We start from the raw sequence: 22,655 nt of genomic DNA on the forward strand, positions 1-22,655 counted from the left end.
TATCCTAGATATGGTTTATATTTCAAGTGATTTGCTGTACAGACGCCTTAGGGCGTGTCCTCAATTCAATCAATAGCCATCTAAATGGGCTAAAAATGGCTAAATCTGGCCAAACGGTGTCAAATAGCTGACTAATATCTCAATATTATCTGCGCTATTTTCCTTGTTTGACGGCGATTTATCTCATTTTTATCGCCATTTTTAAAATGAGGAAACACCCTAGTAACCGCCTAAATGCCTATAAGTAAGACAACGGTAAGAGCGCACACAATAACTACCTAGACACCAAAGCGCCGAATGGGTTAGATTCATACTGATTGTGTAGTGGTGACTGGCAAAGCGTCAGTGCCATTTATCATCATTAAAATACTCAACGTCTAAATTGAGGAATACATTATGATTACTATGAATAAAACCGCCGCTTTTGGTGCCACATTGGCCGCCGCACTTGCTTTGAGCGCTTGCCAAAGCACCCCGTCATCACCGGTCATTCAACGCGCCAACGCTACCTACGAAACCACCGGTATCGCCGATACAAAAGTTAAAGCACAACAAAATGCCATCGATAGCGCTCAAAAAACGTGCCGCAGCAAGCAAGTAATTATCATTGAGGACACAGTCAACTACAATGGTATCTTGGATGAGCGCACAGGCCGCATGGTTGGACAAGCTGGCGCGGTGCTCGGTAGTATCTTTGGTACCGGTTCACCAGATTTATCGCGTGATGACGACTATGAATACACCATCAGCTTTCGCTGCCAATAATTCGCTGCCAATAACGTGATGATGCGCAAACACCGCCGCTAGCCACTCGCCAGCCCTTCTGTTTGTCACAGCATTTATGCAGCAGATCGGTTGGCTTCTCTTTTTGTGACCGCGCTTTTGAGGTAAACTATCATCAGCTCAAAACCTTAAGCGATACACGCGGCGCTATTAGGGTTGGTTGTTTTTTTGCCGCGTTTTTTGCCGCATTGCTTTTTACAACATGGTCTCTTTGGTTTTGATAGCAACCATTTCATACCTTTTTGTCCCACTTTATACTTTTATGTCTTAGTCGGCTTTGGTCTCCTATTATGCGCAAACCCAATCTCTCAAATATCAAACAAGCCAAAGTCCTAACCCCTGCCAAAGACTTGGCGACGTTAGAAGCTGAGCTTGCTGAGCAAGAAAACAGCCTAGAAGTCAGTTTAGAAGACACGGTGCTGCGCTTAAGTGACTACTTGTCGGCGGTAGAGATGGTGGTAAAAGAAACCTTTAACCATCGCGTGTGGGTGAAGGCTGAGATTCGCAACTTATCGAGCAAAGGCGGACATTATTATTTTGAGTTGGCCGAAAAAGATGACGATGGTAAGGTCGTGGCCAGCTGCCGCGGCAACCTCTGGCGCTTTAAGGCCGCCCGCGTTTTGGCGAAGTTTGAGCGCGCAACGGGCATGCCGCTTGAGCGCGATCTGACCGTATTGCTCAAAGTATCGGCAGGTTTTCATGCGCAGTATGGCTTTTCGCTCACGATCGAGGATATCGATCCAAGCTACACGTTAGGCGATTTGGCGCGGCAGTATGCTGAGATGGTCGACCGCTTAACGGGCGAAGGACTCCTACATCTCAATCAGCAGCTACCGACACCCTTCGATATCGAGCATGTGCTGGTCATCGCTCCCGAAAAAGCCGCAGGATTGGGCGACTTTCAAGCCGATGCAGACCGCTTAGCCAGTACCGGTGCTTGTCAGTTTCATTACCATCATGCCACCTTTCAGGGCAATCATGCGCCAAGCGAGATTCGCCAAGCCATCGTCAGTGCGCAGCAGCAATTCCAAGATACCTATCAGCGTTTGCCAGATTTATTAGTAATTATCCGTGGCGGCGGTGCGGTGGGCGATTTGGCTTACTTAAATGACTATGAGCTGGCAGCATTGGTGGCTGAGCAGCCTGTTCATGTGTGGGTCGGCATCGGTCATGAGCGGGATAAAGTCATTCTAGATGAGGTGGCGCATACCAGCTTTGATACGCCATCAAAAGTCATCGCAGCGATTATCAGCCATCTGGCTCAGCTCATTACCCAAACGCTGCAATACCAAGCACACATCAAACAAGCCGCCACACAGCAGCTCACGATGGCTGAGCAAAAAACGTCACGACAATTGAGCCATATCCAATCGCAAACCATCGGTCAGCTGACCGCACTGCGAAAAGACAGTGATTATGCGTGGCGTAGCATTCAGCAAAGCGCCCAGCGCCAAGTTAAGCAAGCCGCCAGACTCACCAGCAATCTGCGCGCGCAGACTCAATCCTTGGCTTATCAGCAATTAGCAGCCGCTTCTACTTATAGTCAAAACTACCAAAAAACAGTGATACAAACCGCCCAGCTGCGCGTCATACAAGCGCAGCGTAACAGCGAGCATCTGCGCGACATTGTCCTTTTGCACCGTCCTTCTCGTGTGCTCAAGCAAGGCTATACCATGCTCACTGATGCCAAAGACAAACAAATTCTGACCAGCAGCACGCAGCTTTATCCTGAGCAAACCATTCATATCGTCTTAAAAGATGGCAAAGCACAGGCACAGATTGTTGAGGTTAAAGACAATCACAAGAGGACAGAATCTGCTAATACGCTAACCGAATCAGACAACAACGTTTAAGAACTAATTACTTAAACCCTATTATCTACCAAAACCATTACCAGAGCTTAGGAAAACCTTATGACTACCCCGACTCGCCGACGCAAAAAAGCCGCCCCGAAAACCTTTAAGGCGGCTTACGATATTTTAAAAACCAATGCCGAGCAGCTACAGCAGCAAGATGAACCAGACATCGACAACCTTATGACCACGGTCGAAGAGTCAATCGCCGCGTATCGCGTCTGCGAAACCCGCATCAATGCCGTACAGCAAGCGCTAGATGCGGCGTTTGCTGAAGAAGATCGCACAGAGAGTAGTGATCAAAATAGCAACCGCTAATGGCGCTTTATTATGGCGTATCCACCTCAAACACTTGGCGAAGATAGGCAAGATACGTGTCATTATTAATCATGGTCTTGCCTGGGCTGTCAGACAATTTTGCCACAGGCTGACCGTTACACTCGACCAGCTTTAGCACGATATTGATTGGGGTGATGCCCATGTCATTGGTCAAGTTGGTGCCGATGCCAAAGCTGGTTTTGATACGGTCTTTAAAATACTGATGCAGCTCCCACGCTTTGTCCAAATCCAAACCATCACTAAAAGTCAAAATCTTAGTTTTGGGGTTTATCTTGAGCTTTTTATAATGCGCGATGGCCTTGTCACCCCACACATAGGGGTCGCCACTGTCGTGACGCAAGCCATCAAACAGCTTGGCAAAATACAAGTCAAAATCACGCAAAAACGCATCCATACCGACGACATCTGTCAGCGCGATTCCTAAGTCGCCGCGATACTCATGGACCCACGCTTCCAGCGCCGCTTTTTGTGAATCGCGCAAACGCACATCCAATGCCTGAAATGCCTGCATAAACTCGTGCGCCATCGTACCGATCGGCGTCATTCCCAGTTTTTTTGCTAGATAAACGTTTGAGGTGCCGCCAACTATCTTTGGAGCAGCCTTATGTAAGGTCTCCACCACATGCGCTTGCCAAGATTTGCTAAAGCGGCGACGTGTACCAAAATCAGCCACGATAAAAGGCGGTGTATCGGGGTTATAGCTGCTTTGCTCGGCTGCATAATAATGCAATAGCTCAACTTTGGCGTCTAGCCGGTGCTGGCCTTCTGCCAAAACTTGAGCGTCTGATAAGGCACTAAAATACAACTCATTGACAATGGCCAAAACAAACACTTCAAAAAACATCGCCTGTATCATCGGTCCTTCGATATCGATGCACAGTCTGTCTTTTTCATCGGTGCTGACAGTGATAAAACGGCGCTTGAGCTTAAACAGCTCGAGATAATCAACGAAGTCTGAACGAATAAAGCGCAAACCGCGCAGATATTCTAATTCATCTTCCAAAAACCGTAACTCGCACAGACTATCTAGTTGCTGCTCTAGAGCGTCTTTGATATCGGCTAAGGGATAGACAGTATCCTTATTATTGCGGCAACGAAAGCGATAAACCCCATGCGTCTGTGGAAACTGATGCAGCATGGCTTGGAGCATGGTGAATTTGTACAAATCGTTATCAAGTAACGAGGTAATAATAGGTGCATAGGTAACGGTCATACTATGGCCTTAGAAACACAAAAATAAAAAATAACGTCACCTAATACTCAAAGCGACACAGTATATAATATGATAAACAACCAGATATGGCGCACAAACAGCACGTTTGCAGCGCGCATTCATCAGTCGTCAAGTATAACGAAATTTGCTGCTTTTTTCAGAGTTCATGCTTTCTTGGTGCTTTTATTAAGGCGTGTCCTCAATTTAATTGATAGTCAGCTAAGAGTCAGCTAAATGGATCAAAAAAGGCAAAACAGTGTATAACATTGTACAACGCTGTCGATAGATAGCATTACTACGATGTAATCAGTTTGACCAAAGGCGCATAGCCTGACTGCGGCATCACATCGACGGGGATAAACTGCAGCGCGCCACCATTGATACAATAACGTAGGCCGCCACGATCCTTTGGCCCATCGGGGAACACATGACCCAAGTGTGAGTCCGCGACCCGCGAGCGCACCTCGGTACGCACCATATTAAACGCTCGGTCTTCGTGCTGGGTAATCACCTGCATATCAATGGGCTTGGTAAAGCTTGGCCAACCGCAGCCTGACTGGTACTTATCCGTGGATAAAAACAAAGGCTCGCCCGAGACCACATCGACATAAATCCCAGGGGCAAACAAATCATCATACTCATGACTAAACGCCCGCTCTGTCCCTGCCTGTTGAGTGATATTGTACTGAGCCTTGGTGAGCGTCTGCTTTAGCGCACCTTTATCAAACCCAGCATAACGCTTGGGCTCTAGCGCTTCTGCGACGGTGCTGACAGGCGCAAGCTTGGGTGGTGCCGTACTCTCAAGCTTATCATCAGCGAGGCTGAGATCGACATGACAGTAGCCATTGGGGTTTTTTGCCAGATAGTCTTGATGATACATCTCCGCCACATAAAAGTTGTCTAATGGTTCATTTTCGACCACAACTTTTTGCTTATATTGGCTCTGTACTCGCTTTAGCGCCGCGTCGATGACCGCTTTATCGTCTTGATCGGTATAATACACCCCAGTACGATACTGCACACCGCGATCATTGCCTTGTTTGTTTAGGCTGGTCGGGTCAATGACGCGAAAATAATACTGCAAAACCGTATCAAGATCTATCTTATCAGCATCATAAGTGACTTTTACTGCTTCAGCATGCCCTGAGCCGCGAATGACATGCTCATAACTGGGATTGGCAGTATCCCCATTGGCATAGCCTGATAGCGCATCGACCACGCCATCGACACGCTCCATATAGGCCTCAACACCCCAAAAGCAGCCACCTGCCAGATAGATAGAGCGGGTATTGATGGCGTTGCCTTTGTCATTATAATACACCCCATCTTTTTGCTTGATGGTTTCAATCTTGCTATTGCTGGCTGCCGCTTGGGCGGTTGCAGGCTTGCTACTGCCAGCCTTTAGCTCGGCAAAGTCGTTTTCGGCATTGTCCGCCAGCGCATACGCTTGCTCGGGCGATATATTGCCTTTGACTAAGTGTACCAAGTTGCCGTTTTTATCCAGTATCGCCCAGCTTGGATAGACCTGCACGCCCAGCTGCTTGATGATAGCGCCAGAAGGGTCAGTCAATACCGGTAGTTTGGGATACTCTGACTGCACGCCTGCATACCATGAGGCAAACTCACCCTCAGCTTTCTCATTGAGATGACCAGGACTTACCATAGTGACTACGTTTAAACCAGAGAACTTAGAATCGAGGCGCCACGCTTCGGTTTCGGCCAGCGTGCCCAAACACAGCGGGCACCAGCTCGCCCAAAACTTAACCAAGGTCGGCTTATCAGAGTCGATCACTGCCGCGCCTGTCTCGCCCAGACCTGTGGTCAATTGCGGCAATGCTTGCATCTGCCCAAGCATGTCAGATGGCAGCATATCTCGTGAGCTGGTCACGCCGCTGTTTTGCTGACTGGCACTACTGCCAGCACTACTACTGGCACTATTATCAGCATTGCTCATTTGGCCGCAAGCCATCAGCAGCCCAGCGCTGAGCACCGTCATCACACCATAGCGGCTGGCAGTTTTTAGGTAGCGTGATGGTTTTGAGTGAGGGGGCTGTTTTACTAAATGCTGTGATGAGGGTTTGGCGGTAACGTTACTTATAGGATGGCTGGCACTTGACTGGTCTTTGTACCAATTTAAGCGGCGCGGTTGATCGTTTTTATCGGTAGGCTGGTCTGACATAATAGGTCCTTTAACTAACACTGCTATGAATGGCAGATGTTTTTATAGTACGACCATCTCTGGCTAAATACAATTCAGACAATATTAAAAATAGCGGTTTCATATTGAGTTTTTGTTAACCGTTGTATCACCAATCACACCCTATACTCTATCGTGCAAAAGGCCTTTGCTGTCGATAAAAAAACGCCAAAATCAGCATCACGACTTAGTGTGCATAAACTGCGCCACATAATCATCAGCAGGGTCGTGACGTAGCTGCTGCGGGGTGCCCGTCTGTACCAAACGACCACCGTTTAAGATGCTGATGCGTTGGCCGACCTTGATGGCCTCATCGATATCATGGGTAATAAAAACGATGGTTTTGTTCAGCCGATCTTGCAGCTCCAGCAGCTGGTCTTGTAGCTGAGCACGAATCAGCGGATCAAGGGCAGAAAACGCCTCATCCATCAGCAAGATTGGGTTGTCTGTCGCCAGTGCCCGTGCCAGCCCAACCCGCTGCTGCATACCGCCTGATAGCTCGTCAGGGTAGCTGTGCTCTAGATTGGGCAGTCCGACTTCATTGAGCCAATGCCGTGCAATCTCATGGCGCGCTTTGGTACTCATCTTTCGTACCCGTAGGCCATAGGCGACGTTTTGTATGACGGTCATGTGCGGTACTAGGCCGAAGTGCTGAAACACCATACTGACGGTATGCTGACGATACTGCTGCAGCGCTTTATCATTGAGCGTCAATATATCGATAGCAGACGATCCTGCTTGCGCTGTAGTCTGCGTCTCCTCTGCTACTGCGGTAGCAGGCGCGCGACTAGGGTTTGTTGTATGCAGGCTGGTATCGACCCATATTTTGCCACAGCTTGGGTCTATTAGACGATTGATATGCCGTATCAAAGTCGACTTGCCTGAGCCTGAGAGCCCCATGATACAGTGCAGCTCCCCTGCTTTGATGGCGAGGTTGATGCCATAAAGCCCGACCGAATACCCTGTCTGCTCTTTGACCTCGGTACTGTCCATCCCTTGCGCCAATAGCGATAAAGCTACCTGCGCCTGCGCCGTGCTGGCATTATAAATCTTACTGATATTTTCAAGCTGAATATGGTTCATCATGGTTCTCGCTATGGGGTTTTTATGCGGTTTAGCACAGCTTAGCTCGATGTAGCCGCTACTTATCACCCTATCGGACGCTTGCCAGCATCGATGGTTTGTTGGCGGGCGCGCTTGCCTTGACCAAATGCCTGAGTGATACGATCAATGATAATGGCGACGATGACGATCGCGGTACCTGCTTGTAGCCCTTGACCGATATTTAGCGTTTGAATAGATTGCAGCACATCCTCGCCAAGACCTGGCGCCCCAATCATAGAAGCCAGCACCACCATGGACAGTGACATCATCACCGCTTGATTGATCCCCGCCATGATACTTGGCAATGCTTGTGGTAGCTTAATCCAAATCAGCAGCTGACGATGCGTACTGCCAAACGAGCGCCCTGCCTCGATCATCTCATGATCGACTTGGGTAATACCCAGCGTCGTCAGGCGAATCAGCGGCGGCAAGGCATAAATGACGGTAGCAAACAGCGCTGGCACCTTACCAATTCCAAATAGCATCAGCACCGGAATCAAATATACAAAGCTTGGCATGGTCTGCATCACATCTAAAATGGGCGTGACTATCTTACGCAGTATCTTGCTACCGGACATCGCAATCCCGATCGGAATGCCGATCACCACGGTCACCAGCACCGAAACGATTAGTAGGGCAAAAGTATCAATCAGCGCGCCCCACAGTCCAAAAGCACCGATCAAAAACAGCCCTGCGCCGCATGCCAAGGCAAACCACACCTTACGAACCGCAAACCATCCCAACACCGTGACGAGTAAGATAAGCAGCCATGGTGGCATCGCGGTCAATAGCCGCTCAATCGGTAATAATAAATAAGTCAGCGCCAAAGTACTGATGGTACGAAACACCTCACCGTAGTTTTTTACAATATTTGCCAAGGTATTATTGAGCGGGGTCTCAAGCGACCATGATGGAAAACTCAATGCAAGGCCAAATGCGTGATTATTGGTGCCATCATCATGAGCGATAGCGCTATCGTTGGCTGCCGCACCTGTGAGGCTAATGCCTAACTGCGCTGCTAGATTGGTGGCCGCTTCGTCAGTCACCCACGTGCGCCAAACGTCTGGATGCTCGCGCAAAAACACCAACGCTTGCTCTTCGCCGCTACGTTTGTTTTCACTCATCTCTAAGATAGCGCCATTGAGCGCATCGGCACTAAACTGTACGTTATTAAAAACATCAACCAGCGCTGGGTGGGACGCTATAAACGGGGTGGAGACAGCAATCCCTAAAGGAGAAACGGGGAAGCCTGAGACGCAGTCAGCGCTGCCATCTGCACGCAGCAAATCCTGCCAGCAAGTATCATCGTGCGCGGGAAACTCAAGCGCGGCAAAGTCGTATTTCGCCATCAGCCCTGTCGGCTGCCAGTAATAAAACAATAAGGGTTTGTGCTGCTCAAATGCAGACGATATCTCGGCATCGAGTGCCGCACCCGTACCGGGGTGCGCGTTGTTAAACACACCATCCAATCCTGTATTTTTCAGTAGCCGCGTATTAAACACCTCACAAGTCCAGCCAGAAGGGCAATTCATAAAACGAGCACTGCCTGGGTCTTCTGGGTCTTCAAACAAATGGGCATACTTGGGCAAGTCTTGGTAGCTGCGCAGTCCCGGATTTTCTTCTAGCACGTATTTGGGCACATACCAGCCTTGGGTTGCGCCGCCTTTTAGCGTATCGCCGATGACGGCAACTTTATCTTGCGCAATGGCCTGCTCCATGATCGATGAGCGCCCAACCCACTGCTCACCGATGACTTGAATATCGTCTTGCGACAGCGCGGTTTCAAGCGCAGGGCCAGCACCTGGCACCTCCTCGACCGCACACTCATAGCCATCTTCGATGATATATTTGAGTACCCCAGAGATAAACTGACCACTCTCCCATGTCAGCGCGCCAAATTTGACAGGTGATTGGCAGGCTGCCGATGCTGCCACGGGCAGGAGTAATGTACTCATACAGAGTAAACTTAACGCAATCCATTGGCGCATGCTCAGTCCTATTTATGATGGGTGCCGCTCGCTTATGCCCTACGCCTTAGTATGAACACATCTCTTGCGTCAGTAGCACGAATGAGCGATTGGCTTATATGATAGGTTGCCGTTGTTTAGAGGTACTACAAAGTGTAGCGACTTCTCACACAGATGACAAATGCTTATTGCTCACTACCCACGTGTTGCCTACCGCTATTTGACCGAAAAAAAGCACCTACCTAGGTAGATGCATAAGTATGCTTAAAACGTGTCGCCACAAGGCTGTATCAGGCATGGCTACACTGAGCATGACTATATCGGATACAGTGACTTACAAGGCGACTGTGTTTGAGTGCTACTTTAAAAATAGAGCCATGGCTTTTTTAAACAGTCCACCATAAGGCGGTAGTAGTAAATTCATGCCGTTGAGCTTGGCCTGTACAAACACAGGCTTCATGTGACTAAGACGCTCAAATCCTGCCTTACCATGATAAGCACCGGTGCCCGAATCACCAACGCCGCCAAAGGGTAAATCATGCTGCGCCACGTGCATGATGATCTCGTTGACACACAGACCACCTGAAACCGTGCGATTACGCACTTGCTCTATATCGCCTTGATGTTCGCCAAAAACATACAAAGCCAGCGGACGCGGGCGCGAATTGATAAAGTGAATGGCATCATCTAGCGTTTCGTAGTGTATCAAAGGCAAAATCGGCGCAAAAATCTCATTGTCCATGATCTCACTGTCTAACGCAGGCTCCCGAACGATGACAGGCGGCATCAGGCGTGTTTCGCTGTTGGCCTCAATCGAGGTCAGCGCATGCACCTGCTCGCTCGGTAGCGCGTCCAAATAGCCTTTTACGCGCTTAAACTGAGCGCCATTGATGATGCGCGAGTAGTCAGGATTATGCTCAATATCAGGATAATGCTTATCCATCCAGTCTTTTGCCGCTTGGATAAATGACTCATGATAGCGACGCGGAATCAGCACATAATCAGGGGCGATACAGGTTTGGCCGGCATTTAGTGTCTTGCCCATCATCACGCGATTGACCACTGACTCTAGATTGGCATCATCTAAGACGATCACCGGCGACTTACCACCCAGCTCTAATGTTACTGGCGTCAGATTGGGGGCGGCAGCGGCCATGACTTTTTTGCCGACCGCCGTCGAGCCAGTATACAGCAGATGATCAAACGGCAGCTCACTAAAAGCCACCGCGATATCGACCTCGCCCAGCACCACACATATCATGTCGGAAGAAAAATAACGAGCCACAGCATCGGCGAACGTCTGCGCGAACTTTGGCGCCGCCTCACTCATTTTGATCATGATTCTATTGCCCGCGGCGAGCGCATCTATCATCGGACCTACGGCCAAAAACAGCGGATAGTTCCAAGGCACCATGATGCCGACCACACCTAACGGCTGCGGCTGGATTTCGTTGTGGGCTGGCATATACAGTGCCGAGATCGGCGCACGCTGGGGCTTCATCCATTTTTTGCCGTGTTTTTTGGCATGACTAATCCCTGTAAAACTCGGGAACAACTCAGCAAACTGCGTCTCAGACTCACTACGATGGCCAAAGTCAGCGCTGATGGCACTGGCAAAGCTGGCTTGGTTGTCGCTGAGCATCATCTCAAGGTTATCCAGCTGCGTCTCACGTGTGGCCCAGTCGTTTATCGGCTGTGTACGGCTCAGCGCTTGTAGATGCTCGAATTGCGCTCGCATCTCTTCGGCAGTGTGCGCGATACTAGAGGCTTGATGCGGCATATGCTCATTGATATTTTGGGTATTGTCTGTCATGTCTCTTCCTTGTTATATGCGTTGGGACTGATATACTTTTTTGGGCGAGCGGCGCTGTATTTTTAGCACACATCCTGCCTGTCTTCGTTTTTAGCAGACCCAACCAAAATCCGTCATAAAAAACAGTCATAAAATTGTATCCCTTACGCTTTGTAGACGCTCCGACGGGCACTTAATGTAGCGCATCGACTGAGCAATGAATAGCATTTTAAACTGACTAGTGCGTTTTTTAATAGAGCAAAAGTCATCGCTTACGCCGCGGCCAAACTTTTTAATTTCCAAATTTTTATTTGGGCGGTATCTAATAAGCAGATAAGTTTGGGCGACACTGCCAAAAACTGCTACACTTTAGGCAACTGACCTACTTGGCCGTGTCCTCATTTTAAAAATAGCAATAAAAATGAGATAAATTGCCGCCAAACACTGTAGGGCGTGTTGAATATTCAACACGCCCTAATCAAACAACGAAAATAGCGCAGATAATATCGAGATATTCATTAGCTATTTGATACTGTTTGGTCAGATTTAGCCATTTTTAACTCATTTAGATGGCTATCTATTGAAGAGGACACGCCCTTGCCTTCATACCTTTTGCCAATTCTATATATCTACCATACGTTGTGACTGCCATGCAAAACGCCATACAACCCCTGAGTGACACGCTGATCAGTAAGTCTTTGTCCGCGGCCGATTATGTCCCTACCTTGGATGCGATGCTCGCGCGCACGCTGACACGTATTGAGTTAAAAAAAACCAAACAGCAGCGCACGCCCGATGAGCTATGGATCGTCGATCACAATGATGTCTATACCTTAGGACAAGCGGGTAAAGAAGAGCACATTTTGCAGCGTACAGACACCCCAATTATCAAAACCGATCGCGGTGGTCAAGTGACTTGGCATGGTCATGGGCAATTGGTGCTGTATTGGTTATTTGATTTAGAGAGCTTGGGCTGGAGTGTGCGCAACTTAGTTTCACACGCTGAGCAAGCCATCGAAGATGTGATCAATGACTGCTTACAAAACCACACAGCTGGTGATACGCGCATTCGTGCCCAAGCGCGCCGTGATGCGCCAGGTGTCTATCTATACGCCGATACCAGCGCAGAGTATGACGACAGCCCTGCCGATAAAGGCATTGTATCGACTGACATCCACCCATCATCCATCATGTTAGGTAAAATGGCGTCATTAGGCTTTAAGATTAAACATGGTTTTAGTTATCACGGTATCGCTATTAATTTAACTTGTGATTTATCCGCGTTTAATGCCATTAACCCATGTGGCTATGCTGGCATGCAGATGCTTAGGCTGGCTGATTTTATCAACATGGCATCCTCCCCAAAGACACAAAGCGCAGGGCAAGCCCGCGAACCCTTGAGCTATGAGAGCGTCACACAAAAACTCATCGACAATATCGCTCAGCGCCATGCAGGACAGATAGCACTGCGCGCGTTGGCTCCCAAACCAAGTCGCTAAAGCTTGTGGCCTTTGAGTCTTTTTTTGCATAATATCTTGCACGCTTAGACTTAAGCATTTTGAGAAAAATTGTCGCAAACTTGCTATAATCGCTGGCGGTACAGACAGCTGTCATACCTATATGACAGCTCAGCTCAACCTTTGAGCTTTTCTTATTGTATTTAGACATTTAAAACAAAAGCAAATCGGAGTATTTTATGGCAGATTTTAACAAAATTTTGGACGCAGGCGACGTAGACGGCGGCATCATCAACGTGGTAGTAGAAATCCCTACCGGTAGCAGCCATAAAATCGAATGGAACCGCGAATTGGCTGTGTTTGAGCTGGATCGTATTGACCCACAAATCTTTGCCAAACCTTGTAACTACGGCTTTATCCCGCAAACGCTAGACGAAGATGGCGACGAGTTGGATGCGCTGATCATCACAGAGCAGCCACTGCCGACTGGTATTTTCTTAAAAGCCAAAGTCATCGGCGTGATGAAGTTTGTAGATGATGGCGAAGTCGATGACAAAATCGTCGTCGTACCAGCGGACGATCGTGATACCGGCAATGCGTACAACAGCTTAGAAGACCTACCTAAACAGCTGATCAACCAGCTACAGTTCCACTTCAGCCATTATAAAGACCTGAAAAAAGCGGGCACCACTGTGGTTGAATCATGGGGCGACGTGGCTGAAGCCAAAGAAGTTATCAAAGAGTCTATCCAGCGCTGGAAAGACCTATAAACCACCACTGAGACTCAGATAATCTCACTGCAATATACCGCTGTCATAACAATGATGGCGGTATTTTTTTGTTTATCTGCTGCTCAAATACCGCTCACCGCTTGAATGGTGCTTGGTTAAAATGGTTATAATAACTCATGCTTACAAGCTACATGCTCATCGACAATAAGGAACACCATGTTTAACCCCGACCCAAGCTCAAAGCCAGTCAATCCAAAACTGCCAAAAGATGTGATCATGATGGTTGAAAAAAACAACCTCGTCATGGCCATCAAAACATTGGCGCAAGATAAAAATATCAGTATGGATGAAGCCAAGGTACGAATAGACGCTTATGAAACCGCGTTAAAAGTAAAGCAGCAACAAAAACTCAATACCATCGCAAACAAACAAGGCATCTCTAATCACGCCATTAGCTTTGATCGAGAGCAAGAAACAAAAGAAGAGCTAGAATCTGGCAAACTGATCAAGACACGCGTCAAAACCACCAAGCAGACTCAAGATTTTAAAGACTTACAACGAGGGGTTGATAGCCAGCTAAATAACTTGGGGTACAAAAAACCGTTAATGCCATATTGGACAAAACGTTTATTGCTGATTGTGGTGATTATGGCGGGATTGTTTTGGATATTATGGCGGGTGTTTGGTTAGGGCGACATGGCGGGTTTTATTAGGGCATGCCCTTTACCAGCTGCGCTTAACAAAATACGTGGTGGTATAAACGCTAACAAACTCTTACCTTCAGCCCCGTTGAAACAAAAAAACTGTCTGTTGTTTTTGCTTGTTATAGTGAGTTCAGTATAACAACGATACCGCAGGACTCGGATGAATTTTACACAGCATCGAGCAGCGCACACCAGAAAAATTTATACCAGTTCCACGTTGACATATTAAGCCATATCAATAGCTCATGCTCAAAGGATCAAGCCTCAGTAGGGAGCCTTTCTGCACTCCCTACTGAGCGCTTATACTAGTGATGCTCACCAGGCAGTATTTTTGCAAAAATACGCTGCGCTAAATTCGGCTTACTATCGGTGGTCTGGGCAGCCGTCGAGCTTGGGAATATACGATAACCAATAGACTGTACCCCCACGTTAAATGCAGGTACCAACGAGTAGCTTGCAGACGCAAACTTACCCATGTTGCTGGCGATACTGTTTGGTTTATGGACGATCGCTTTGGCGATCATCATCGCCGCTTCATCAGGCATCAATGCTGGCATATAACGGTACAGCTTGGTCGGTGCAATCATCGGCGTGCGCACCAGTGGCATAAAAATGTTGGTGACTTTGATATTATCGCCTTTGACCTCTGCTGCCAGACAGCGACTAAACGCATCAAGTGCTGATTTTGAGGCGACATAAGCGGCAAAACGCGGACTGTTTGCCAGTACGCCAATGGAGGAGATATTAACAATTTGACCCTTCTTTCTGCCAATCATCGTCGGAAGTAGTCCCAAAATAATCTTTACCGCACCAAAGTAATTGACATCCATCGTGCGCTCAAAGTCATGAAAACGGTTGACAGATTCATGCACTGAACGGCGAATCGAGCGCCCCGCATTATTGACCAACACATCGACATGACCAAAATCAGCAAGAATCCGTTTACTGACGTCTTCGATATCATCCATATCGGTCAAATCACATGGATAATAACTGGCCCTGCCACCGAGCGTTTCGATATTGTCCGCGACAATTTTTAGCTTGTCTTTGGTACGTGCCAACAAAATCACATGGGCGCCGCACTCACTGAGCAAAAAAGCGGTACGCTCGCCGATACCACTTGAGGCACCCGTGATTACGATATGCTTATCTTTAACCGCTTTGGCGATTGCTTTTTTTGAAGGGTTGGCCATAAAAAGTCCTTTTTGTTTGTTTTATGTTCTTTTGTAGGATAGCAAAAAATATGGCCTGAGGTGAATGAATCGTCAGTACAAACATCGCGATTGATGATTATTTACCCGCCCTAGTGACTACTGATGCGTACACAAAAAATCCTCGACCACACGAAACTGTCCTGCGGTACTCTCTTCGCCATACATCGCTTGGCGAAAGGCATTAGAATTTGGAATGCCCGTGGTATACCACGCAATATGCTTACGCGCAATACGGCAGCCTGAGTATTCACCATAAAAATCATACAGCTCTTGTAGATGCGCGAGCACAATCTCTTTAATCTCGCGAACACTTGGTGCTGATAGCCGCTCACCTGTTCGCAAAAAATGACCGATATCACGAAACAGCCACGGCTGACCTTGAGCGGCGCGCCCTATCATCACCGCATCGCAGCCTGTCATCTCGTAGACATATTGGGCTTTTTCAGGGCTATCGATATCGCCATTGGCAATGACAGGGATACCGATACTGTCTTTGACTTCGCGTATCAGCTCATAACGCGCCGTACCTGTATACATATCCTCACGCGTCCGCCCATGAATCGCAATCGCTGCGATACCAGCTTGCTCAGCACGGCGTGCCACTCGCAAGATATTTTCGCGGCCATTTTCATAACCCAGTCGCGTCTTTAGGGTGACGGGAGCATCGACTGCACCTACTGCCGCATCGAGCAGACGTGCCACCAAATCTTCGTCTTGCAGCAAGGCTGAGCCTGCTAGCTTACGGCAAACTTTTTTGGCAGGACAGCCCATATTGATATCAATAATCTGCGCGCCATTGTCAATCTGATAACGTGCCGCTTCAGCCAATTTATCAGGCTCAGCCCCTGCTATTTGTGCCGAGATGGGCGCAATTTCATTATCAAAATTGGCACGGTACAAAGACTTTTTGCTAGCATAAAGCGCGGTATCAGCGATGATCATTTCACTGACTGCATGCCCTGCGCCAAAAGATTTGCACAGTCTACGAAAAGGGTTGTCCGTCACGCCGGCCATGGGCGCGACCATCAGACGGTTTTCGATACTCAGACCACCGATATCAAGCGGCTGTAATAAGGGATGCTGAGCGGCAACTGGTGCTGAAGAATCAGCCATCACAGGATTAGCAGAAGTATTTATAGACATAAAAAACGGCTTGATTTGCATAGAAAACAAGCCGTTATTCTAAGGGTTCGTACGTATATTGCAAGCCATTCACGTCAATCCTTTGCCGCTATGACTTCCAAATAGGCAATGCGCTCGCTTACTTATCAAACACACTGCCCTGCTCTAGGGTAATATCATCGTCATGCTCCTGCATACGCCAAGGCAAAATATCGGGCGAAACATTGACGAAATGCAGATATTTTTCAAACTGATCGATGATATCGTTGATCACCGACTCTGGCTGATAACCATACAAGTCATAGGTTTGGCCACCGCGGCGCAAATAAACCTCGGCACGGTGATGGTGCTCTTGGGGCAGATTACCCGCCATATCTTCAGTATAATAGTCAGGAACTTCATGCTCTGATAAGCGCACCTCGTACCAAAACTCGACATTATCACCGCGTCTTAGCTCTAATACCGCTCGATTGTTTACCTCATCATAGTTGACCTCAGGCAACCAGCCTGTCTCGGCAAATTTTTCTGCAACCTCCTGCATCGATGACATCACCGTGCCCTTGATATAGCCGAGCACCTTTTCGCGCGTTGGCTGATTGGTAATATAATCAATACGATCACGCCATGCGTCTAATTTGAGCAGATGCGGCGGTAAATGGTTGTCAGTGGCCAGACTTTGATTACGATGCCCCTCGATACGTAGCGCACGCCACATACCAAACGTCGAGATTAAGATAATCACTGCAAAAGGCAAGGCACTGACGATAGCCGCTGTCTGCAGGGCGCTTAGGCCACCTGCGATCAGCAGCACCGCTGCTACAGCGCCTTCTGTAACTACCCAAAATGAGCGCTGCCACCACGGCGTATCACTACGACCACCAGCGGCGAGCGAGTCGATGACCAATGACCCTGAGTCTGATGACGTCACAAAAAAAGTAATAATCAGTAGGACGGTTAATGACGAGACAATTTGAGTAAAGGGTAAGTTTTCTAGCAGCTTAAATAAGGCAATGGCTTGGTTGTTTTGTACCTCACCGATCAGCGCCTCATAACCATCGACCATGATCATATGCAGCGCGGTATCCCCAAATACCGAAAACCAAAAGAAGGTAAACAGCGTTGGCACAAGCATCACGCCCAGTACGAACTCACGAATGGTACGGCCGCGACTGATTTTGGCGATAAATAGTCCGACAAAAGGCGCCCACGCGATCGTCCATGCAAAGATAAATAGCGTCCAGCTACCGATCCAATCGCTCGACTGATAAGCTTGTAGGCTAAAGGTGCGCTCAACGATATTGCCCAAATAACTGCCTGTATTTTCCATAAAGGCATTTAGGATAAATATCGACGGCCCGACCACAAACACAAAGATCATCAAAGCCGTGGCCAGCACCATGTTTAAGATAGACAGGCGTTTGACGCCCTTATCCATCCCAGCCAGCACAGACACCAGTGCTGCGGTGGTCACCAGCGCAATGATGATGACTTGTACGGTGGTGCTCACTGGAATCATATCGGGCAATAAGTAATTCAAGCCTGCATTAATCTGAGCCACAGACAGACCCAAACTGGTAGCGATACCAAACATGGTACCCAAAATCGCAAACACATCCACCGTATGTCCGATAGGCCCATGGATTTTGTCACCAATTAAGGGATAGAGGGTTGAGCGCACCGACAGCGGTAAGCCGTGCCGAAAGGAAAAATACGCCAATGACAGCCCCACGACGCCGTATATCGCCCAAATATGAAACCCCCAATGAAAATAGGCAATCTGCATCGCCTCTTTGGCCGCCTCAATCGTCTGTGGCTCTGAGAGTGGTGGGCTGGCAAAATGTAAGACTGGCTCGGCGACACCATAAAAGAGCAAGGCAATGCCGTAACCTGCCGAAAACAGCATAGCAAACCATTCAAGAAACTGATATTCAGCTTCTGCATGGTCAGGGCCTAATTTGATACTGCCATAAGACGAAAACGCCAACACAATGACAAACATCAAAAATATGGCAACTGCCAGCATATAAAACCAGCCGAACGTCTCGGTGGTAAACGCCAGCACGGTACTAAACAGCTCGCCAGCCGCCTCTGGATTGATAGCAGTACCAATCACCAATAGCAGCATGATAGCCGCCGCTGGGACGAAAACTGGCAACAAAATAGTGGAGCGAGGTAATTTACTCATAGAAGTGATATCCTCAAAAAGTGACAAAACCGATCAACCGTGCTTATTAAAATATTTTTTGCATAAAATGTCTGATAAATACTTGATACTGCATTTTTGACTTCTTACTTCTGACATTGTCTGCTTATGGGCACTGGTTTGATGAATGGGTTCTAAAGACAAAACTGCTTAACCAACAGTCAGCCATTATGATATTTATCACACTCTCTTAAAAAACCCCAGACAATCTCTGTCCTTGTAACACTACTTTAACGATTGTTACATGACTATTACCAAGCAACAAAAAAGGCAGCTTGTTAGCCGCCTTTAATGTATAAGATATATTTGTTTGTCTACAACGGCAATATTATCCTGCAATAACTGCGGCAAGCTGTTGCGCCAGATCTGCCAGCTCGCCTTGATCCGCTTGGGTGACGGCATGACGGCCTAGCTCATGAATACTCGATGGAATCAGATGGACATGATAATGAAACACTGTCTGCCCAGCTTGCGAACCATTTAGCTGCATTTGGATGATGCCTTCGCGCTCGAACACTTGGCGCTGCGCTTGCATGACTTTTTTGGCAGTCATCAGTACCGCTGCCGCATATTCTGGCTCCAGATCAGCCAAGTCGATTGCTTTTTGTTTGGGGATGACCAGTACGTGGCCTTTTGCTTGTGGCATGATATCCATAAAGGCAAGGGTTTTATCGTCTTCAAAAACCTTGTGATACGGAATCTCACCCTTTAGCATTTTTGCAAAGATGTTATTGTCGTCATACTGAACGTGATTGTTTTGATTCATTGTTATTCCTTTATTCATTGGCCAGTGTGGTGAGTGAATGACTCGGAAGCCTTGCTCACAACAAGTATTATATAGTGGACGAAACAGCGCCTGAGTACAAGCCAATTGCTGACTTGTCAATCAAAACGCCCATACCAATATGCGCCGACTCGCTCAGCAATTTATTGGCGACTCATAGGCTTTAAATGTTATATTAACCCTCTACTTTAATGATGCTATATTTATGGATTCGCCTACCTTGCCGACGCCTTTATCAAACGACAACCTAAACGACCATTTAGCCGCCAGCTCTGCTGCAGAAACGCGTACTGAGCACCCAGCGCAAAGCCTGCCGCCTAATAGCGTGATTCTGGCCGAGGCGCTGACCGATAGCAGCATTCATTGGCAAATACACAACTGCAAAGTCAGCAAAAAAACAGTGACGCAGGCGTTGCCGCTGCCTTTTTTATATCATTACGACAGCTTAGACGATGCCATCAAGCAAGCCAACCCGCTCACACCTGCCCTACTGGCTCAGTTTAATAGGCCGATGAGTGCCAGTGAAGCCGCGCAGCTCATTGGGATTGAGGCCGCGCTCATCAGCAGTCCTTGGCACATTAAGGTCATCGGTTCACTGGTGGTGTTTAGCGAGGCGCTGCAGTTAGCTGTGCGTCTGCACTGGACCAATACGGGCAAAGACACCGAGCAGATCTATACCAAAGAAGCGGTGGATGCGCTGAGCACCGCCTTAAAAGACTGGCAGTTTTTTGGCCGCGTCGATGTACTCTACAAAAACGACAAACAAACGCTTGTCTCTGTTTTAGAGGATACTGACTCACAAACCGCGACAAACGAGCGGATATTACCCATCGCCGCCAGCGCTGAGTATCAGCTGTTGCCAGCGCCTCACGCTCTAGAGGTTATCGCCCGACTAGAAGCGGATAAAACCGATCTGCCTTGGTTTGACAAAGCCATCTTAGAGCGCCTAGCATAAATTGTCGTGTTGGGCCGCCTTATGGTTTCTTGTGGTTTATCGTTGATGCGCTTGCAGGACGGCACATTGCTATTAGAATAAGATTTTATCGATACGATGAATACCACATGATCATGGCATATTTTTATCACTCATATCTAATGGTATGGTCATGACCTAGTATTATTCATTGGTCGTTATTTAGTATAAAAAGCACACTATCATCACAGCTGAGGCTGCACTTTTTTATAAACCTCGCCTATTTGTAAGGAAAATCACATGGATTATCGCTCAAAAACCTCTACCGGTGGTCGCAACATGGCAGGTGCTCGCGCACTGTGGCGTGCAACTGGCATGACTGATGGCGACTTTGGCAAGCCAATCATTGCCATTGCCAACTCATTTACTCAGTTTGTACCCGGTCACGTACACCTAAAGGACTTGGGTCAGATGGTCGTACGTGAGATCGAAAAAGCAGGAGGTGTGGCAAAGGAGTTTAATACCATTGCAGTCGACGATGGTATCGCCATGGGCCATAGCGGCATGCTGTACTCATTACCCAGCCGCGATCTGATCGCCGACTCAGTGGAGTACATGGTCAACGCCCACTGCGCCGATGCCTTGGTATGTATCTCTAACTGTGACAAAATCACCCCAGGTATGTTGATGGCCGCGATGCGTCTTAATATTCCTGTGGTGTTCGTCTCTGGTGGGCCTATGGAGGCTGGTAAAGTCATAGCCAGTACTGTGGCTCATAGCCATAACAATGATGGCGGCAGCGATGTTCATACCACTGATAATAAAGGCAACGCCATTCGCAAGCTCGACTTGGTCGATGCCATGATGGATGCCGCTGATGACACCATCAGTGACGAAGACGTTTTGGCTATCGAAAGCTCTGCCTGCCCAACTTGCGGCTCGTGCTCTGGTATGTTTACTGCCAACTCCATGAACTGCTTGACCGAAGCACTGGGGCTATCATTGCCCGGCAATGGCTCACTGCTTGCAACCCATGCGCTGCGCCGCGAGTTGTTTTTAGAAGCGGGCCGCACGATTGTCTCATTGGCCAAACGCCGCTATGAGCAAGACGATGAGTCTGTCTTGCCGCGCTCTATCGCCACCAAAGCTGCGTTTGAAAACGCCATGAGCCTCGATATCGCCATGGGCGGCTCGACCAACACCATCTTGCATTTACTAGCGGCCGCCAACGAAGCAGAAGTGGATTTTAAAATGGCGGACATCGATCGCCTAAGCCGCGGTGTGCCTTGCCTATCTAAAGTCGCGCCTGCCTCACAAAAGTACCATATGGAAGATGTCCACCGTGCAGGCGGCGTGATGGCACTACTCGCCGAGCTTGATCGAGCAGGCCTATTGACCACCGACATACCGACCATCCATAGTGCCACGATGAAAGAAGCCATCGACAAATGGGACATTATGAATCCTGACAACACCGAAGCACGGGCGCTATATGTTGCAGCACCGGGCGGTGTACGTACCACTCAAGCGTTTTCGCAGGCGAAAGAGTGGCCAAACCTCGATGTCAATCGCGAGTCAGGCTGTATCCGTAGTGTCAAGCACGCCTACTCAACAGATGGCGGCCTTGCCGTGCTTTATGGCAATATCGCTGAGCGTGGCTGTGTGGTCAAAACCGCAGGCGTTGATGAAAGTATTTTGACGTTTACAGGTCGCGCGCGTATTTTTGAGTCGCAAGACGCGGCCGTCGCCGCCGTATTGGCAGATGAGATCGTCGCAGGTGATGTGGTCATCATTCGCTATGAAGGACCAAAAGGTGGCCCTGGTATGCAAGAGATGCTATACCCTACTACGTATCTTAAGTCTAAAGGCTTGGGCAAAGAGTGTGCGCTGCTGACTGACGGCCGCTTCTCTGGTGGTACCTCTGGCCTCTCTATTGGTCACGCCAGCCCAGAAGCGGCGGAAGGCGGCGCGATTGGTTTGGTTATGGAGGGCGACACCATTCATATCGATATCCCAAATCGCACCATCAACATGCAAGTCAGTGATGCCGAGCTGGCGGCGCGCCGCGAAGAAATGGAAGCACGTGGCCGTGATGCGTGGAAGCCTGTCAGCCGTGAGCGTTATGTGACACCAGCCTTACGCGCTTATGCTGCCATGACCACCAGTGCAGATACAGGGGCGATACGCGACGTGAGTCAAGTTGAGCGCTAACGACATCCCTACTCTCTAAAACCTCAAGCTGTTGAGAAAAGCCTGCATCGTGCAGGCTTTTTTTCACC

17 protein-coding genes are annotated in these 22,655 nt (G+C 48.4%); 8 read left to right on the top strand and 9 right to left on the bottom strand.

Annotation, left to right across the window (positions count from 1 at the left end; translation table 11 throughout):
• Positions 1-396 precede the first annotated feature (396 nt).
• From BTV99_RS09295 to xseB, 3 genes are all read left to right on the top strand, one after another.
• Positions 397-765: a hypothetical protein gene (locus tag BTV99_RS09295; RefSeq protein ID WP_075102097.1), complete on the top strand. Its 369-nt coding sequence runs from the start codon at positions 397-399 to the stop codon at positions 763-765.
• 308 nt (positions 766-1,073) lie between these two features.
• The gene (xseA, locus tag BTV99_RS09300; RefSeq protein ID WP_075102098.1) at positions 1,074-2,636 is read left to right on the top strand and encodes an exodeoxyribonuclease VII large subunit; all 1,563 of its coding nucleotides are present in this window, start codon (positions 1,074-1,076) and stop codon (positions 2,634-2,636) included.
• Between the two features lie 60 nt (positions 2,637-2,696).
• Positions 2,697-2,954, top strand: a complete 258-nt coding sequence (gene xseB, locus BTV99_RS09305) for an exodeoxyribonuclease VII small subunit (protein WP_075102099.1) — start codon at positions 2,697-2,699, stop codon at positions 2,952-2,954.
• 10 nt (positions 2,955-2,964) lie between these two features.
• Here xseB and pncB read toward each other — a convergent pair whose 3' ends face one another.
• The 5 genes from pncB to BTV99_RS09330 all read right to left on the bottom strand — a co-directional run bounded on the left by pncB (position 2,965) and on the right by BTV99_RS09330 (position 11,269).
• Positions 2,965-4,188, bottom strand: a complete 1,224-nt coding sequence (gene pncB, locus BTV99_RS09310; RefSeq protein WP_075102100.1) for a nicotinate phosphoribosyltransferase — start codon at positions 4,186-4,188, stop codon at positions 2,965-2,967.
• Positions 4,189-4,483: 295 nt separating this feature from the next.
• Positions 4,484-6,157: a bifunctional peptide-methionine (S)-S-oxide reductase MsrA/peptide-methionine (R)-S-oxide reductase MsrB gene (msrAB, locus tag BTV99_RS09315; RefSeq protein ID WP_372046631.1), complete on the bottom strand. Its 1,674-nt coding sequence runs from the start codon at positions 6,155-6,157 to the stop codon at positions 4,484-4,486.
• Between the two features lie 408 nt (positions 6,158-6,565).
• Complete coding sequence (locus tag BTV99_RS09320; protein ID WP_075102101.1) at positions 6,566-7,468, bottom strand: ATP-binding cassette domain-containing protein; 903 nt, start codon at positions 7,466-7,468, stop codon at positions 6,566-6,568.
• A 65-nt stretch (positions 7,469-7,533) separates the two neighbouring features.
• Positions 7,534-9,477 carry a glycine betaine ABC transporter substrate-binding protein gene (locus BTV99_RS09325; RefSeq protein ID WP_075102102.1) on the bottom strand — a complete coding sequence of 648 codons (1,944 nt, stop codon included), beginning with the start codon at positions 9,475-9,477 and terminating at the stop codon, positions 7,534-7,536.
• 337 nt (positions 9,478-9,814) lie between these two features.
• Positions 9,815-11,269: a coniferyl aldehyde dehydrogenase gene (locus BTV99_RS09330; protein WP_075102103.1), complete on the bottom strand. Its 1,455-nt coding sequence runs from the start codon at positions 11,267-11,269 to the stop codon at positions 9,815-9,817.
• A 629-nt stretch (positions 11,270-11,898) separates the two neighbouring features.
• On the opposite strand from BTV99_RS09330, the gene lipB reads away from it, so the two are divergent.
• From lipB to BTV99_RS09345, 3 genes are all read left to right on the top strand, one after another.
• The gene (lipB, locus tag BTV99_RS09335; RefSeq protein ID WP_075102104.1) at positions 11,899-12,747 is read left to right on the top strand and encodes a lipoyl(octanoyl) transferase LipB; all 849 of its coding nucleotides are present in this window, start codon (positions 11,899-11,901) and stop codon (positions 12,745-12,747) included.
• A 197-nt stretch (positions 12,748-12,944) separates the two neighbouring features.
• The gene (locus BTV99_RS09340; protein WP_075102105.1) at positions 12,945-13,475 is read left to right on the top strand and encodes an inorganic diphosphatase; all 531 of its coding nucleotides are present in this window, start codon (positions 12,945-12,947) and stop codon (positions 13,473-13,475) included.
• Between the two features lie 177 nt (positions 13,476-13,652).
• Positions 13,653-14,126, top strand: coding sequence for a hypothetical protein (locus BTV99_RS09345; RefSeq protein ID WP_075102106.1), 474 nt, complete (start codon positions 13,653-13,655; stop codon positions 14,124-14,126).
• Between the two features lie 319 nt (positions 14,127-14,445).
• Here the strand turns inward: BTV99_RS09345 and BTV99_RS09350 are convergent, their stop codons facing one another.
• The 4 genes from BTV99_RS09350 to BTV99_RS09365 all read right to left on the bottom strand — a co-directional run bounded on the left by BTV99_RS09350 (position 14,446) and on the right by BTV99_RS09365 (position 19,445).
• Positions 14,446-15,333, bottom strand: a complete 888-nt coding sequence (locus tag BTV99_RS09350) for an SDR family NAD(P)-dependent oxidoreductase (protein WP_075102107.1) — start codon at positions 15,331-15,333, stop codon at positions 14,446-14,448.
• Between the two features lie 117 nt (positions 15,334-15,450).
• A complete protein-coding gene (gene dusB / locus BTV99_RS09355) occupies positions 15,451-16,497 on the bottom strand; it encodes a tRNA dihydrouridine synthase DusB (protein ID WP_075102159.1) in 1,047 nt (348 codons plus the stop codon).
• 118 nt (positions 16,498-16,615) lie between these two features.
• A complete protein-coding gene (locus BTV99_RS09360) occupies positions 16,616-18,661 on the bottom strand; it encodes a BCCT family transporter (RefSeq protein ID WP_075102108.1) in 2,046 nt (681 codons plus the stop codon).
• Positions 18,662-19,007: 346 nt separating this feature from the next.
• A complete protein-coding gene (locus BTV99_RS09365) occupies positions 19,008-19,445 on the bottom strand; it encodes an HIT family protein (RefSeq protein WP_075102109.1) in 438 nt (145 codons plus the stop codon).
• Positions 19,446-19,668: 223 nt separating this feature from the next.
• Here BTV99_RS09365 and BTV99_RS09370 point away from each other — a divergent pair, with 223 nt between their 5' ends.
• Both BTV99_RS09370 and ilvD read left to right on the top strand, forming a co-directional pair.
• Positions 19,669-20,418, top strand: coding sequence for a hypothetical protein (locus BTV99_RS09370; protein WP_075102110.1), 750 nt, complete (start codon positions 19,669-19,671; stop codon positions 20,416-20,418).
• Between the two features lie 258 nt (positions 20,419-20,676).
• The gene (gene ilvD / locus BTV99_RS09375; RefSeq protein WP_075102111.1) at positions 20,677-22,587 is read left to right on the top strand and encodes a dihydroxy-acid dehydratase; all 1,911 of its coding nucleotides are present in this window, start codon (positions 20,677-20,679) and stop codon (positions 22,585-22,587) included.
• Positions 22,588-22,655: the final 68 nt, after the last annotated feature.

The organism is Psychrobacter sp. Rd 27.2 (assembly GCF_001921755.1).
Lineage (GTDB): Bacteria > Pseudomonadota > Gammaproteobacteria > Pseudomonadales > Moraxellaceae > Psychrobacter > Psychrobacter celer.

What these genes read in the sequence shown, in the direction of transcription:
- BTV99_RS09295 (WP_075102097.1), top strand. Translation starts at nt 397, where the DNA reads ATGATTACTATGAATAAAACCGCCGCTTTTGGTGCCACATTGGCCGCC.
- xseA (WP_075102098.1), top strand. Translation starts at nt 1,074, where the DNA reads ATGCGCAAACCCAATCTCTCAAATATCAAACAAGCCAAAGTCCTAACC.
- xseB (WP_075102099.1), top strand. Translation starts at nt 2,697, where the DNA reads ATGACTACCCCGACTCGCCGACGCAAAAAAGCCGCCCCGAAAACCTTT.
- pncB (WP_075102100.1), bottom strand. Translation starts at nt 4,188, where the DNA reads ATGACCGTTACCTATGCACCTATTATTACCTCGTTACTTGATAACGAT.
- msrAB (WP_372046631.1), bottom strand. Translation starts at nt 6,157, where the DNA reads ATGGCTTGCGGCCAAATGAGCAATGCTGATAATAGTGCCAGTAGTAGT.
- BTV99_RS09320 (WP_075102101.1), bottom strand. Translation starts at nt 7,468, where the DNA reads ATGAACCATATTCAGCTTGAAAATATCAGTAAGATTTATAATGCCAGC.
- BTV99_RS09325 (WP_075102102.1), bottom strand. Translation starts at nt 9,477, where the DNA reads ATGCGCCAATGGATTGCGTTAAGTTTACTCTGTATGAGTACATTACTC.
- BTV99_RS09330 (WP_075102103.1), bottom strand. Translation starts at nt 11,269, where the DNA reads ATGACAGACAATACCCAAAATATCAATGAGCATATGCCGCATCAAGCC.
- lipB (WP_075102104.1), top strand. Translation starts at nt 11,899, where the DNA reads ATGCAAAACGCCATACAACCCCTGAGTGACACGCTGATCAGTAAGTCT.
- BTV99_RS09340 (WP_075102105.1), top strand. Translation starts at nt 12,945, where the DNA reads ATGGCAGATTTTAACAAAATTTTGGACGCAGGCGACGTAGACGGCGGC.
- BTV99_RS09345 (WP_075102106.1), top strand. Translation starts at nt 13,653, where the DNA reads ATGTTTAACCCCGACCCAAGCTCAAAGCCAGTCAATCCAAAACTGCCA.
- BTV99_RS09350 (WP_075102107.1), bottom strand. Translation starts at nt 15,333, where the DNA reads ATGGCCAACCCTTCAAAAAAAGCAATCGCCAAAGCGGTTAAAGATAAG.
- dusB (WP_075102159.1), bottom strand. Translation starts at nt 16,497, where the DNA reads ATGTCTATAAATACTTCTGCTAATCCTGTGATGGCTGATTCTTCAGCA.
- BTV99_RS09360 (WP_075102108.1), bottom strand. Translation starts at nt 18,661, where the DNA reads ATGAGTAAATTACCTCGCTCCACTATTTTGTTGCCAGTTTTCGTCCCA.
- BTV99_RS09365 (WP_075102109.1), bottom strand. Translation starts at nt 19,445, where the DNA reads ATGAATCAAAACAATCACGTTCAGTATGACGACAATAACATCTTTGCA.
- BTV99_RS09370 (WP_075102110.1), top strand. Translation starts at nt 19,669, where the DNA reads ATGGATTCGCCTACCTTGCCGACGCCTTTATCAAACGACAACCTAAAC.
- ilvD (WP_075102111.1), top strand. Translation starts at nt 20,677, where the DNA reads ATGGATTATCGCTCAAAAACCTCTACCGGTGGTCGCAACATGGCAGGT.